Below are 14275 nucleotides of genomic sequence, written 5' to 3' on the forward strand. Positions count from 1 at the left end.
GAACGTGGTCGGTCGGCGCCTCCGGCATGCCGGAGGCGGGGGGAGGTCAGGCGTCCATCGAGCGGGCGAGGGAACGGGGGCGCAGATCGGTCCAGTTCGCCTCGACGAAGTCCAGGCACGCCTCTCGGGTGTCCTCGCCGAGGGCGACCGTCCACCCGCCGGGCACGTCGGCGAAGGACGGCCAGAGCGAATGCTGGCCCTCGTCGTTGACCAGGACGAGGAATCGACCCTCGGCGTCGTCGAAGGGATTGGTGCTCACGGCCATCGCCTCCCCGGAACGTCAAGATTAGGTTAGGCTCACCTCATTGCGTGGAGCCTAGCCCCTCCCCTTGCCGCCCACAAGGAGGCCCGCATGCGCCGGACCGAGGACGTCTTCGCCGCCTACGGACTGCCGGGCGAACCGGGTTGCGAGGCGTTCTGGGCCGCGGCGGGGGCCCCCGCGTCCGTCCCTGCGCGGGACGGCGGATGGACGACCCTGTTCCTGTGGCGCGGCTGCCCGGCGAGCATCGGCTTCGAGAGCCGGTCGGAGCCGGTGGCGCTGGACCGGTGGGGCGAGACGGACTGCTGGTACGCGGAGGTCCCCATGCCCGCGCGGCTGCGGGTCACCTACCGGTTCCTCTCGGACGGCGCGGCTTTCGCCGACCCGCTCAACCCGATCGGGGCGGGCGGCGAGCGGTCCATCGCCGCGACCCCGGACGCACCGGCCCAGCCGTACTGGCCCGTCCTCGGCCCCGGCGCCGGCCAGGTGCTGCCGCTTCCGCGGACCCGGGTCCGCTGGACGAGCACCCGCCTGGGCGGGCGGCGCACCGTACGGGTCCACCCGGCGGGCGGCGGCGGACCGGTGGTGCTGCTGCTCGACGGGGACGACTGGCTCTACCTGCATCCCGCCATGGCGGCGTTCGACGCGGCGGTCACGGCCGGCGCGATGCCGCCCGTCACCCTCGTCTTCCTGCCGACCAGGGACCGGGAGGCCGAGTTCGGATGTCGGCCGGCATTGTGGGAGGCGGTACGGGACGAGTTGCTGCCGCTGGTCGCGCAGACGGGCCTGCCCGTCCGCCCGGACGGCCTGGTGGTCGCCGGACAGAGCCTCGGCGGGCTGAGCGCGATGTACGCGGCGCTGGAGTTCCCGGACCTGGTGTCCCGGATCGCCTGCCAGTCCCCGTCGCTGTGGTGGGCGCCCGGCGCCGAGGCCCTGCCGGACCCCCTGTCCGGCCCGCTCGGCGGCGCGGTAGCGGCGCGCCTGCGCGAGCGCGTGGACCTGTCGGGACTGCGCGTCGCCTTCGACGTCGGGGAACACGAGACGCGGATGCTTCCCCACTGCGCACTGGTGGAGGGCCTGACCGCCCGCGCCGGTGCGACCGTGCGCGTGTCGCGGTCCCCCTCGGTCCATGACCGCGCCTCCTGGCGGCACGCCCTGGTCCGGGACGTCGCGTGGGCGCTGGGTCACCACCACGATCCGGCGGACGTCGACTCCGTTCGCCCGCGCCGTACCTGACCGTTGGTCATAGTGCCCAGAGGTGCCCGGAGGTACCCGGCGGCATCCGCGCCCCGACCGTCCGGCCCGTCTGACGGCTCGGCGCCCCGGCGGCCCGCCGGTCGTCCGGCCCTCCGTCATCGGGCCACCGCCCGGCAGTAGTCCCGGTCGGTGGCGAGGAGGTTGCGGTGGGTGTCCTCGGCCGTGACGCGGCCGTCGTCCAGGACCAGGACCCGGTCGGCGGCGTCCAGGAGGGCCGGGCTGCTCGTGATCACGAGGGTGGTCCGGCCCCGGCGCAGCCGCGCGATGTTGCGCGCGATGAGCTGCTCGGTGACCGCGTCGACCGCCGTCGTCGGGTCATGGAGGACGAGGACGTCGGTGTCGGCGGCCAGCGCCCGGGCCAAGGACAGCCGCTGGCGCTGCCCGCCGGAGAGGTTGGCGCCGCGGTCACGCACGGCGTGGTCGAGCCCCTCGCGGTGCAGGGCGACGACGTCGGTCAGTACCGAGGCCTCGACGGCCTCCGGGACCGTCCGGCTGCGACCGGACGGGTCGATGTTCGTCCGGAGCGTCCCCGCGAAAATCTCCGCGTCGTACGGGTTCACCAGCAGGTGCTCGCGGACCGCCTCCACCGACAGCCCGGCGAGCTCTTGGCCGCCGAGCCGCACCGTGCCCTCGTAGGCACGGGGCGGGACCCTGACGGCCAGGACGTCGGCGAGATCTGCGGCGGCGCGCGGCTGGTAGGCGGCGATCGCCACGAACGCGCCCGCCGGGACGCGGAACGTCAGGCCGTGCAGGGCCCCGTGACGGATGCCGTCGACCTCCAGGCCGCCGTCGGCGGCCGGGCGCCGCGCCCCCGGTACCGCAACCGGGGGCGCGGTCAGCACCAGCGCCATGCGTTCGGCCGACGCCCGCGCCGTCATCACGTACTTGGGCATGTCCGAGAACATCCTGAGCGGCTCCATGATGAACTGTGCCAGCCCCACTGCCATCACGAGCTCGCCGAGGGTGATGCGGCCGTCGAAGGCCAGCCCGCCGGCCGTCAGGGTCACGGCGACGGCCAGGGCGGCGTTGAGGGCCGCGGCCGTGCCCGCGTACACGCCGTTCACCCCGGCCACCGTGACCGCCTGGTGCTTCGCCTCGGCGCTGACCTTCCGGTACGAGCGGAAGGCCGCATGGTTGCCGCCGAAGCCGTGCAGCGGGCGCAGGCCCGTGATCAGGTCGGCGACCTTCGCCCCCGCCCGGGCCACCCGGGCCTGCTGCTCGCGGGTACTGCAGCCGATCCGCCGGGACATCACCGACAGGACCGACAGGATCGTCACGGTGCCGACGATCACCAGGAGCCCGAGCCCGGGATCGGCGAGCCCCAACGCGACGGCGGCGACGAGCACCGCGACCAGCGAGCTGATCAGCAGGGGCACGACCTCGATGATGTCGGCGGTCTGGTCGGCGTCCTCGGTGGCGATCGTGAGCACCTCGCCGGACCTGAGGCCGGCGTCCCCGGCCACGGGCTGGAGGCCGCAGTCCGCGACCCGCACCCGCCAGCGGTGCGCCTCCGTGGTGTTGGCCTTCTGCAGGATGCGCATGCCGAAGCGCCACGACAGCGACACCGTCGTGATGATCACCGCCAGTGCGGCGATCGACAGGACCAGTGCTCCGGGGCCGCGGTCCCGCATCGTGTGCTCGACGATCAGGCCGAGGGCGATGGGGAAGGCGGTCTCGCCGGCCTGGTAGAGGCCCATGAGGACGGTGCCCCGGGCCATGGCGCCGACGTTGCGGCGCAGCGCGATGCGCAGGATGTCGGACCCCGAGCGGGGCCGCTGCGGGTCAGGAATCGTCATCGAGGTGGCGGGCAATCGCTTCCGGGGTGCGCAGGGTGAACAGGTCACGGATCGTGATCACTGGACCGTACTCCCGGCGGAGCAGCCCGATCAGCCGGACCGCCAGCATCGAGTGCCCGCCGAGGGCCACGAAGTCGCCGACCGCGCTCACCTCGTCGTCCTCCAGGTCCAGCGCCTCGGCGAAGAGCGCGCAGACGGCCGTCTCCGTCCCGGTCCGGGGGCGGCGCTCGCCCGCCGTGGTCAGCGTTCCCAGCGGACTGGCCTCCGGCAGCGCCCCGGTGTCGGCCTTGCCGTTCACCGTCAGCGGGATGGCGTCGACTTGGGCGTAGTGCGTCGGGCGCAGGAAGTCCGGCAGGGCGGGGGCCACTTCGGCGGCCACCGTCGCGAGGTCGGCGTCGCCGTCCAGTACGAGGTAGGCCGCCAGCCGGTGGGCGCCGTCGACCTGCGGATCGGACTGGGCGACCGCGGCGGCGAACCGGACCCGCGGGTGCGCCGCGAACGCGGCCTCCACCTCACCCGGTTCGACGCGGTGCCCGCGGATCTTGACCTGCCGGTCGGTGCGGCCCAGGTACGCCAGGTTGCCGTCGGACCGGCGCACCACCAGGTCTCCGGTGCGGTACATGCGCTCGCCGGGCGCGCCGAACGGGCAGGCGACGAACCGGTGCGCGGTCAGGGCGGCCTGCCCGAGGTAGCCGCGCGCGATGCCGATGCCCGCCACGTACAGCTCGCCGGGAACCCCGTCCGGCAGCGGGCGCAGCCACGGGTCCAGGACGTACGCGTCGGTGTTGTCGACAGCCACGCCCACCACCGGGTCCGCGCACTCGAAGGTGCCGACGCCGAGGGTGTTGATGGTGTACTCGGTCGGGCCATACAGGTTGTAGCCGGCGGTGCCCTCGGTCTCGGCGAGCCGGCGCCACAGAGCGGGCGTGACGGCTTCGCCGCCCAGCAGGACGAGGGCGGGCCGCCGGTCGGGGTCGTCGAGCATTCCCTCGGCCACCAGTTGCAGGGCGTAGGTCGGGGTCACGTTGACGACGTCGATGCCGTGGTCGGCGCAGTACTCGGCCAGCCGGGGGGCGTCGCGCCGCAGTTCCTCGTCGCAGACGTGCACCTCGTGTCCGTCAGCGAGCCACAGCAGTTCCTCCCAGGACATGTCGAAGGCGAAGGACACGGTGTGCGCGATCCGGAAGACCCGGTGGCCGTGCTCCGCCAGCACCGGCTCGAAGATGCGGCGCTGGTGGTTGATCAGCATGTTGGTCAGGCCCGCGTATGCAGTCACCACGCCCTTGGGCCTGCCGGTCGATCCGGAGGTGTAGATGGTGTAGGCGGCGTGCCGCAGCCGGTGCGGGTCGTCGGGGGTGAAGGTCGTGAAGGGCTCGGTCTCGGGCAGGGGCCGGTCCAGCTCGATCAGTTCGCCGGACAGCCGGTCCAACCGGGGTGACACCGCGGCGACGGTGAGGATCACCTCCGGGCGGGCGTCCGCGACGATCGCGGCGATCCGCTCGTCCGGGTGGTCCAGCTCCAGCGGCACGTACGCGGCGCCGGTGCGCAATACGGCGAACAGTGCCACGATCGCGTCGGTGGAGCGCGGCACGGCGAGGCCCACGGTCGCCTCGGGGCCGATGCCGCGGGCGGCGAGTACGCCCGCGACGGCACGGCTGCGGTCGCGGAGGTCGGCGAAGGTCATGACGTGTCCGCGGGCGACGAGGGCGGTCCGGTCGGGGGCGCGGTCCGCCGCCCGGTCGAACCGGTCGACGACGGTGTCCGTGCCGATGTCGGTGCGCTCCGCCGGCACCGGCCACGGCCCGGGGCCGCGCAGGGCGCCCACCGGTCCCCTGCTCCGGGCGAGGTCGTCGAGCAGGCGCAGGTAGTCGTCCAGGAGCTGCCGGGCCGCCGGGGTGTCGTGGTGGCGGTACTCCAGTTTGACCGCGATGCGTTCACCGGGGGTGACCACCCAGGTGAACGGGTAGTGCGTGGAGTCGTCGGCGCGTACGGCGGTGATGCCGTGGCGGGCGTTCATCTCGGCGAGGGCTTCCAGGTCCAGGAAGTTCTGGAGCACGAACAGGTTGTCGAAGAGCGTGTCGTGTCCGGCGGCCCGCTGGATCTCCCCCAGCCCGATGTGCTCGTGCTCCATCGCCTCGACCCGGGACGCCTGCACGGCCGCGAGGTAGGCGGCGACGGTGTCGTCCGGCCGCGGCCGTGTCCACAGGGGCACGGTGTTGAGCAGGACGCCGACGATGCCGGACCGGCCCTCTCCCTCCCGGCCGGAGACGGTCACGCCGAACACGGCGTCGCCACGGCCCGTCCGGGCGCCCAGCAGGAGGCCGAAGGCGCCGGTCAGCAGGGAGTTCAGGGTGACCCCGTGGCCGCGGGCCGCGTCCCGCAGCAGCTGGGAGCGATCCGCGCCGAGCGTGTGCACGAGGGTACGCGGCGGGCCGTCTGCAGGGGCCGGGGCCGGTCCGGCCAGCAGCGTCGGGCCGGACAGGCCGGTCAGGTGCCGTGCCCAGAACAGCTGCGCCGGCGCGGAGTCCCGGGCGGCGAGCGCCCGGGCGTGGTCCTCGAAGCTCGGGGAGGCCGGGGCGGGTGCCGTCAGCCCGCCCCCGACGGCGGCTTCGTAGGCGGCGAAGAGGTCGCGGAGCACGATCTCCCGGGACCAGCCGTCCCACAGCAACAGGTGGTAGCTGAGCAGCAGGCCGTCGCGACCGTCGGGGCGGCGTACCACGGTGAGCCGGATCAGCGGCGGCCGGCCCGTGTCGAATCCGGCGGCGCGGTCGCGGGTGAGCAGGTCCTCGACCTCGGCGTCCGTCGTGAGGTCCACCGTGCGGACGCCGAGGCGGCGCCCGGCCGCAAGGACCTGCACGGCGCTGCCGTCCTCGTCGGTGGCGAAACCGGCGCCCACCGCCGGGTGGCGTGCGAGCACCCAGGCCATCGCCTCGGCCAGGGCGCCGGTGTCCAGGCGCCGGTCGAAGGTGAACCAGCTCTGCGCGACGTACTGTCCGGCCGGTCCGGCCAGCTGGGCCTGGAAGAACAGGCCGCGCTGGAGCGGGGTGACCGGCGCGGTGCGCTCTGCGGTCGTGGCGGCCTGCGCGATGCGTTCCAGTGCGTCCCGCCAGTACCCGGTGATTGCGTCGGGGACGCCCTCGGCGAGGGTGAAGGCGGCGTGCAGGCTCCCGGTGGCCGCGTCCGTCCAGGCGTTGACCTCGACGGCGTAGGGGGTGCTCCGGTCGCCGCCGGTGATGTGCAGGGCCTGTGACTCGGCGCCCCGGCCGAGGTAGTTGAACAGCACCTGTGGGTGGGTGTCCAGCAGGGGGGCCGTCTGCGGGTCGAGGTGGCGGAGCCGGCCGTAGGCGCGGTGGGCGCGCTCGTCCGGGCGCCGTGCGGCGATCTCGCGGGCCGCCGCCACGGGATCGGTGTGCGCGGAGAGGCGTACGGGTGCGACGGAGGTGAACCAGCCGACGGTGCGGGTGTAGTCGTGATGGGGCAGTACCGGGTCCCGGCCGTGCCGCTCCAGGTCGACCGCGAGGTCGGTGGGTACGGGCTGGATGCGGGTCAGTGCGGTGCGCAGCGCCCCGCACAGCAGCTCGGTGAGGCCCACGCCGAGCGCAGCGGGCGCGGTGCGGGTGACGAGGTCGCCGATGCCGGGCGGGAGCACGACGGTCGTGTCGCGCGTCGCCCGGACGGCGGGCAGCAGCGCGGGCGCCCGGAGCGTGCCGATCCAGTGCCCGAGGCCGTCGTGGTCCGGGTGGGCCGACGGGTCGGCCAGCGCTCGCGCGTACGCGGCGTACGACGTGGTCGCCGGCGGCACGGGGGCTCCGCGCAGGGCCGCGTCCAGGTCGTCCAGCAGGATCAGCCAGGACACCGTGTCGACGGCGAGGTGGTGCACGGCGACCACGAGGGTGCGGGTCGCCTCCAGCCAAGCGAACGCGACGACTTCCCCCGTCTCGGGATCGAGACGTCCGGCGGCCTCGTCGGCCGCGGCCGACGGGTCGGTGGTGTCCGCGCGGACGACGGTCACCCGGCGGGGTGGTCCGATGCGCAGGGACCAGACGCCGTGCTCGACGCGCAGGCGCAGCCGCAGGGCCGGGTGGGCGGCCACGACGGCGTTCGCGGCGCGCTCGACGTCGGTGAGTCCGGCGCCCTCGGCGGCCGTCACCGCCCTGGCCTGGGCGAAACGGGCGAGCGAGCCGCCCAGACTACGCTGGCGCAGGACGATCGGGGTCACGGTCAGCGGGCCGTCCTCGGGAGCGGCGGGCCCGGTGGGGGGTAGCGGTGCCGCGCCGTGCGGGGTGGCCGCCGCCAGGTGTGCGGCGAGAGCGCGCGGGGTCCTGAGCAGGAACACGTCCCGCGGTGCGATCGTGAGGCCGCGGGCCCGGGCCCGGTTGACGACGGTGATGGCGAGGATGCTGTCACCGCCGGCGCGGAAGAAGTCGCAGTCGGCGTCCGCGGCGGTGCCGGGCAGCGTGTCGGTGAAGATGCCGACGAGGACCGCGAGTGCGGTGTCGGCGCCCGTCGCGGGCGCCTTGCGCGCCGCGTCGGCGGCGTGGGCGGCGTGGGCCCGTTCGGCCCGGGCCGCCCGCTCGGTGAGGGCCCTGCGGTCCAACTTGCCGTTGGCCGTCAACGGCAGGGCGTCGACGGGCAGCACCCTCGCGGGCACCATGTGCGCGGGCAGCCTCGGGGCCAGCAGACCGGGGAGGTCGCCCGGCGGCCGGCCGACAACGTGCGCGACGAGATGGTCACCGCTGTCGGCGACGGTGACGACCGCGTCGACGACGCCGTCGAGTTCCCTGATCACGGCCTCCACCTCGGCCGGCTCGATCCGGAAGCCCTTGAGCTGGACCTGGTCGTCGGCACGGCCGGTGAACTCCAGGTCCCCGTCGAGGGTGCGGCGGGCGAGATCGCCCGTGTGGTACATGCGGGAGCCGTCGCCCGCGAACGGGTCGGCCACGAACCGGCCCGCGGTGAGACCGGGGCGGCCCAGATAGCCCAGCGAGAGCTGGCCGCCCGCGACGTAGACGGCGCCGACCCGGCCCGGCGGCACCGGCCGGAGCCGGTCGTCGAGGAGACGGACGGTCAGGCCGGGGATCGGGCAGCCGATCGGGACGGCTCGGCCGCCGCGCTCGAAGTCCCGGTCGGTCAGGGCCCGGTGGGTGACGTGCACGGTGGTCTCGGTGATGCCGTACATGTTGACCAGCTCGGGCGAGGCGGTGCCGTGCCGTTCGACCCAGCCCAGCAGCCGCCCGAGGTCCAGCGCCTCGCCCCCGAGGACGATGCGGCGCAGTGCGGGCAGCGGCTCACCGGAGTGCCGGTCGGCCTCGATGAACTGGTAGAAGGCGGAGGGGGTCTGGTTGAGCACGGTGACGGCGCGTTCGCGCACCAGCCGGTGGAAGTCGACCGGGGAGCGGGTCAGCGCGTAGTCGGGCACCAGCAGCTCACCGCCGTGCGCCAGGGCGCCCCACAGCTCCCAGACCGCGAAGTCGAAGGAATAGGAGTGGAACTGCACCCACACGTCGCGAGGCCCGAAATCCATGGCGGGGCGGGTGTTGGCGAGCAGGGCCACCACGCTGGAGTGCGGGACCACGACGCCCTTGGGCCGGCCGGTGGAGCCGGAGGTGTGGATGACGTACGCGGGATCGTGCGGGCCGGGAGGGGGTGCCGGTGCGGCGGGTGCCGCGGGGTCCTGCGGCAGCGGCTCCCCCTGGACGAGCACGCGGGCGGCGAGTCCCGCCCGGGCCACCAGCCGGGCCAGGCGGTCCCGTTGCCCCGGGGCGGCGAGGACCACCCGTGGAGCGGTGTCGGCGAGGACGTACTCCAGCCGGACGTCCGGGTGGGCCAGGTCCAGGGGTACGTAGGCGCCGCCCGCGGTGACGACGGCCACCAAGGCGGCGACCTGCTCCACGGAGCGCGGGACGGCGACGGCGACGCGCTCCCCCGGTCCGACGCCGGCGGCGCGCAGGGTGGCGGCCAGTGCGTCGCGTGCGGAGGACAGTGCGCCGTAGGTCAGCGAGCGGGTGCCGCCGTCGAGGGCGCACTGGGTGACGGCCGTGGCGTCCGGGTTCCGGCGGACGGCGGCGTCGAAGAGGGCGTCCAGTGTGGTCGCCGCGGCCCGCGCGACGAGGGCCGGGTGCCGGGTGCGGCCGGGTGCCGGGCCGTCGACCGGGGCGTCCGGACGGGTGAGGAGGCCGGTGAGGGTGTGGGTGAAGTCGGACAGGATCGCGCGGGCGCCCTCCTCCCGCAGGAGCGCGCCGTCGTGGATCAGGTTGAAGCGGGTCCGGCCGTCGGGCGCCCGCTCCACCACGAGGGTCAGCGGATAGTGCGGGGCGCCCTCGTTCACCACGCCGGTGATGGACAGCGGGCACCCGGGCACCCGTAGGGCGGCGGTGTCGGCCTCGATGTCGAAGACCACCAGGGTGTCGAACAGCGGGCCTGCACCGACGTGGCGGCTGATGCGGGCGAGTGAGACGTGCTGGTGGTGCAGGACGGCGCCCTGGTGCTCGCGGACCGAGGCGAGCAGCTCGCGGGCGGTGGTGGCGGCGGTCCATCGGGCGCGGACGGGAACGGTGTTGATGAAGAGGCCGACCATGTTCTCGATACCGGGGACGTCCGCGTCGCGCCCCGACACCGTGGACCCGAAGACGACGTCCCGGCCGTGCAGGAGGCCGCCGAGGGTCACCGCCCAGGCGCAGTGCACGGCAACGCTCAGCGGCACGCCGGCCGAGCGGACCGCCTCGTCGAGACCGTCGTCCGCGTCCACGGCCGTGTCGGCGAACCGGTCCGACGGCAGGTGTCCGTCGGCGACCAGCGAGGGGCCGGGCAGATCGGCGAGCTGTTCGCGCCATACCCGGTCGCTCTCGCCGTCGTCGCGCGCGGCGAGCCGGCGCAGGTAGTCGGTGAAGGCGCCGACGGGGTGCACGGTGCCCGGTGCGTGGTATTCGGCGAGCAGCGCGCGGAGCATCGGCGGCACCGACCAGCCGTCGGCAATGATGTGGTGCACGGTCTGGACCAGGATGGTCCGGCCGGCTCCGGCCCGGATCAGCGTGTAACGCATGAGGGGGCCGGTGGCGAGGTCGAATCCGGCGCGGCGGTCCCGTTCGGCGTGTTCGCGGATCTCCCCGTCGGTGATGCCGGGCCGGTCCAGGACGGTGAACGGGGCCTGCAGGCCGCCGTCGAGCACGCAAACCACGCGGCCGTCGGCGAGGGGTGTGAAGCGGGCGGCGAGGTTGGGGAAGAGGGCGAGCAGGCGGGTGGCCGCGGCAGCGAGCCGGTCGGCGTCCGCCTCGCCCTCCAGGGTCAGCAGTTGCTGCTCGACGTAGCGGCCCGCGGAGTCGTCGTCGAAAACGGAGTGGAAGTACAGGCCTTCCTGGAGCGGCGTCAGGGGCAGGACGTCGCGCAGGGCGGGGCCGTCCAGTTCGTCGACGTCGGCCTGGGTGAGGGCGGCCAGGGGGAAGTCGCCGGGCGAGTGGCCGCCCGTGCCGAGCGCCGCGATCGCGGCCAGGGCCTGCTGGAAGTACCCGCCGATGGCCGCGCCGTCCTCGTCGGTGAGCAGTCCCTGCGGCCAGGAGAGGGTGGTGACGAGTTCGTGGGCGCCGGTCGGGCCCGGTTCGGCGGCTGCGTTGAACTCCAGGGCGCGCGGGAGCCGCATCGCCGGGTCCCGGGTCTCCCCCAACTGACGGGTGGCTCCGCACGGTTCCCAGTCCCCTGCTGATCCTGAGTCGAGGCGGCCGAGGTAGTTGAAGAGCACCTGGGGTGCCGGTGTGTCGAACCGGGCGCCGGACAGATGGCGCAGGACGCCGTGGGAGAGGCCGCCGCGCGGGACGCGGGCGAGGTCTTCCTTGACGGCCTTGAGGGCGGCCGTCAGGTAGCCGGGGTCGCCGGGATCGGCCGCCGTGCCCGGGTCGACGGTGACCGGGTAGAGGGTGGTGAACCAGCCCACGGTCCGGGCCAGTTCCGGTTCGAAGCCGGCTTCGTCCGCGACGAACCGGGACTCGCGGCCGTGCCCCTCCAGTTCGACGTGGGCGAAGGTCTGGTCCTGGCCCAGGTCTCGGCGCCACCGGGCGAGCGTGATCGCGAGCGCGGTCAGCAGCACGTCGTTGACGCCCGTGTGAAATCGCGCGGGGATGTCGCCGAGCAGGGCGGCCGTGGCCTCGGGGCCGACCGAGACGGTCGTCGTGCGCTCCCGGGCGACGGTGTCGTCCGCGCGGAGCGCGCGCCGGCCCACGGGTGCGTCCGGCCCCGGCAGGGCGCGCCCGAAGTGGGCGCGGTCCTCGTCGAAGGCGGCGCGCTCCAACAATTGGGTCCAGCGCCGGAACGAGGTGCCCACCGGTAGCAGTTCGATCGGTTCGCCGGACGCGTACTGCCGCCACGCGGTGGCGAGGTCCTCCATCAGGATCCGCCACGACACGCCGTCGACCACGACGTGGTGGGCGACGAGGACGAGTTGCCGGGCGGCACGGCGCCACACGGCGCGCAGCATGACGCCGCCCGCCGGGTCCAGCGCCCCGGTGGCGAGCGCGACGCACGCGTCGAGCGGCTGGTCGCTCTCCTGCCACCCCGCGGCGTCCCGGTTCGCGGGGGCCGGGACGTCGAAGCCCCAGCGGTCGCCGCGGACCAGTCGGGCCCGCAGCATGTCGTGGCGTTGCACGACGGCGGAGAGGACCGTGTCGAGGGCGAGGGCGGTCAGGTCCGCGGGGGTGTTCAGCACGACGGACTGCACGAAGCCGTCGACCGCGTCGGTGGTCTCGCCGAGCCAGCGCACGATGGGCGAGCCCGTCACGGAGCCGGTCGCGACGTCGTCGTGGTCCTCGGCGGCAGCCTCGACGGGGCTCGCCACCGCGGCCAGCGCCCCGATCACGCTGTGGGTGAAGATCTGCCGCGGTGTGACGTGCAGGCCCGCCCCGCGCAGTGTGCCGAGCAGCGAGATGGCGAGCAGGCTGTCGCCGCCGAGCCGGAAGAAGTCCTGGTCGACGCCGACCCGGTCGAGCCGCAGGAGCGTCGCGACCGCCGCGCAGACCAGGCGCTCGTTCTCGGTGACGGGCGGAGCGAGCGGGGCCGGGCCTTCGCCGGGCTCCGGCAGCGCGCCCCGGTCGAGCTTGCCGTTGGCGGTGAGCGGGAACTCCTCCATGACGACGACGCGGGCGGGCACCATGTGCTCCACCATGTGCTCGGTGGCCCAGTCCCGGACCTCCTCCGCCCGCAGGTCCTCGCAGCCCGCGGCCGGGATCACGTAGCCGACGAGGCGGGTGCCGCCGGCGGCGTTCCGCTGCGCGACGACGCAGCTATGGCGCACCCGCGGATGTTCCGCGAGGCCGGCCTCGACGTCCTCGATCTCCAGCCGCATGCCGCGGATCTTGATCTGGTGGTCGGCCCGGCCGAGGAAGTCCAGCGATCCGTCCGGCGCGTACCGGGCCAGGTCACCGGTCCGGTACAGCCGTGAGCCGTCCCGGGCGAAGGGGTTGGCGACGAACCGGGAGGCCGTCAGGCCGGGGGCGCCGGCGTATCCGCGGCCCAGGAGGAAGCCGCCGACGTACAGTTCGCCGCCGACGCCGACCGGGACCGGGCGCAGTTCGCCGTCGAGGACGTAGAGCTGGGTGTTGGGGTTGGCCCGGCCGATGGACGTGGAGAGGCGTTCCGCGGCACCCCGGTAGATGACGTGGGAGACACCGATCGTCGTCTCGGCCGGGCCGTAGCCGTGGTACATGGGTATGTCGAGTCGGGTGCGGAAGCGTTCGTACAGTTCCGGGGTCAGGACCTCGCCGCCGCACCAGACGTGCCGGAGGCTGTCGAGCCGGCCGGAGTCGCCCGTGATCTCCAGCAGCACGTCCAGCATCGACGGCACCAGGTAGGTGAAGGTCACGCGCTGGTCGGCGACCACACCGAGCAGGTGGTGCGGGTCGCGTTCGCCGCCGGGCCGCAGGACGACCAGCCGGCCGCCGGACACCAGCGGCAGGAAGATCTCGTTGATGGAGATGTCGAAGGACAGGGGTGCCTTGAACAGCGCCGCGTCGTCGCGGCCGAGGCCGAGGACCTCCCCGGCCTGCCACAGCAGGCGCTCGCTGATCGCCTCGTGCCGGATCATCGCTCCCTTGGGCCGGCCGGTGGAACCGGAGGTGAAGATCACGTAGGCGAGGGCGTCCCCGGGTGTGGTGACGCCCGGATCCCCGACGGGGTGGCACCCGTGGCGCCAGTCGCCGAGGCCCACGGCCACGACGGCGGGTTCGCCCGGATCGTGCTCGCCCGAACCGTTGAGCTGGAGCACGACACCCGCGTCCTCGATGACGGCGGCCCTGCGCGCGGCGGGCCACTGCGGGTCGAGCGGTACGAATGCGGCGCCCGCCCGGAGCACGCCGAGGAGCCCGACGACCATGTCCGCGGAGCGCGCCAGCGAGATGCCGACGACCTGTTCGGCTGTGACGCCGCGGTCGAGGAGGTGATGGGCCAACTGTCCGGAGAGCTCGGCGACCCGGCGGTACGTCAGGCTCCGGTGCTCGTCGACGACGGCGACGGCGTCGGGGCGGGAGCGGGCCTGCTCCAGGAACAGTTGCACGACGGTCGGGCGGGTCCGGTCCGCGCCGGTGTCGTTCCACTCGGCCAGGGTCTCGATGCGCGCCGCCGCGCTGGAGGGGGCGATGGTGCCGAGGGGCCGGTCGGGGAAGTCGGCCAGGTCGTCGAGGGCGAGCTGTGCCTCGGCCGGCGGGACGCCTTGCGGGAGGGTGATGCTGCGGGCGTCCGCGCCGACCTCCCAGCCGGGCGCGCCGGGGCCGCCGCCGTCGACCCATCCGAGGACGTCGGTGAAGGCGGTGGAGGGCGTGAGTTCCACGCCGTCGGGGCTGCGGCCCGTCGCCCAGTAGGCCAGCCCGACCGAGCACGCCGAGGCGATGGTCCGGTCGCAGTAGTCGCCCGCTCTGCGGCGTACTGCGGCCAGGCGCGTGGGGGACAGCCGTACGAGACGAGCGATCGGTTCCTTCATCGA

The 14275-nt window shown here is 74.4% G+C and carries 4 protein-coding genes; 1 reads left to right on the top strand and 3 read right to left on the bottom strand.

Annotated features, from left to right (window positions below; translation table 11 throughout):
- Positions 1–46 precede the first annotated feature (46 nt).
- Positions 47–259, bottom strand: coding sequence for an MbtH family protein (locus ACFW2G_RS12390; RefSeq protein WP_037918340.1), 213 nt, complete (start codon positions 257–259; stop codon positions 47–49).
- A gap of 93 nt (positions 260–352) precedes the next feature.
- On the opposite strand from ACFW2G_RS12390, the gene ACFW2G_RS12395 reads away from it, so the two are divergent.
- Positions 353–1495: an alpha/beta fold hydrolase gene (locus tag ACFW2G_RS12395; protein ID WP_384581699.1), complete on the top strand. Its 1143-nt coding sequence runs from the start codon at positions 353–355 to the stop codon at positions 1493–1495.
- Between the two features lie 116 nt (positions 1496–1611).
- Here the strand turns inward: ACFW2G_RS12395 and ACFW2G_RS12400 are convergent, their stop codons facing one another.
- Positions 1612–3312 carry an ABC transporter ATP-binding protein gene (locus ACFW2G_RS12400; protein ID WP_384449241.1) on the bottom strand — a complete coding sequence of 567 codons (1701 nt, stop codon included), beginning with the start codon at positions 3310–3312 and terminating at the stop codon, positions 1612–1614.
- Complete coding sequence (locus ACFW2G_RS12405) at positions 3299–14272, bottom strand: amino acid adenylation domain-containing protein (RefSeq protein WP_384581697.1); 10974 nt, start codon at positions 14270–14272, stop codon at positions 3299–3301. The genes ACFW2G_RS12400 and ACFW2G_RS12405 overlap by 14 nt, the downstream gene beginning before the upstream one ends.
- Between the last annotated feature and the right edge of the window lie 3 nt (positions 14273–14275).

Origin of the sequence: Streptomyces sp. NPDC058880 (genome assembly GCF_042742535.1) — a bacterium.
Lineage (GTDB): Bacteria > Actinomycetota > Actinomycetes > Streptomycetales > Streptomycetaceae > Streptomyces.

Bases quoted from the DNA above. Each gene is read 5' to 3' on its own strand.
- ACFW2G_RS12395 (WP_384581699.1), top strand. From the start codon at position 353: ATGCGCCGGACCGAGGACGTCTTCGCCGCCTACGGACTGCCGGGCGAA.
- ACFW2G_RS12400 (WP_384449241.1), bottom strand. From the start codon at position 3,312: ATGACGATTCCTGACCCGCAGCGGCCCCGCTCGGGGTCCGACATCCTG.
- ACFW2G_RS12405 (WP_384581697.1), bottom strand. From the start codon at position 14,272: ATGAAGGAACCGATCGCTCGTCTCGTACGGCTGTCCCCCACGCGCCTG.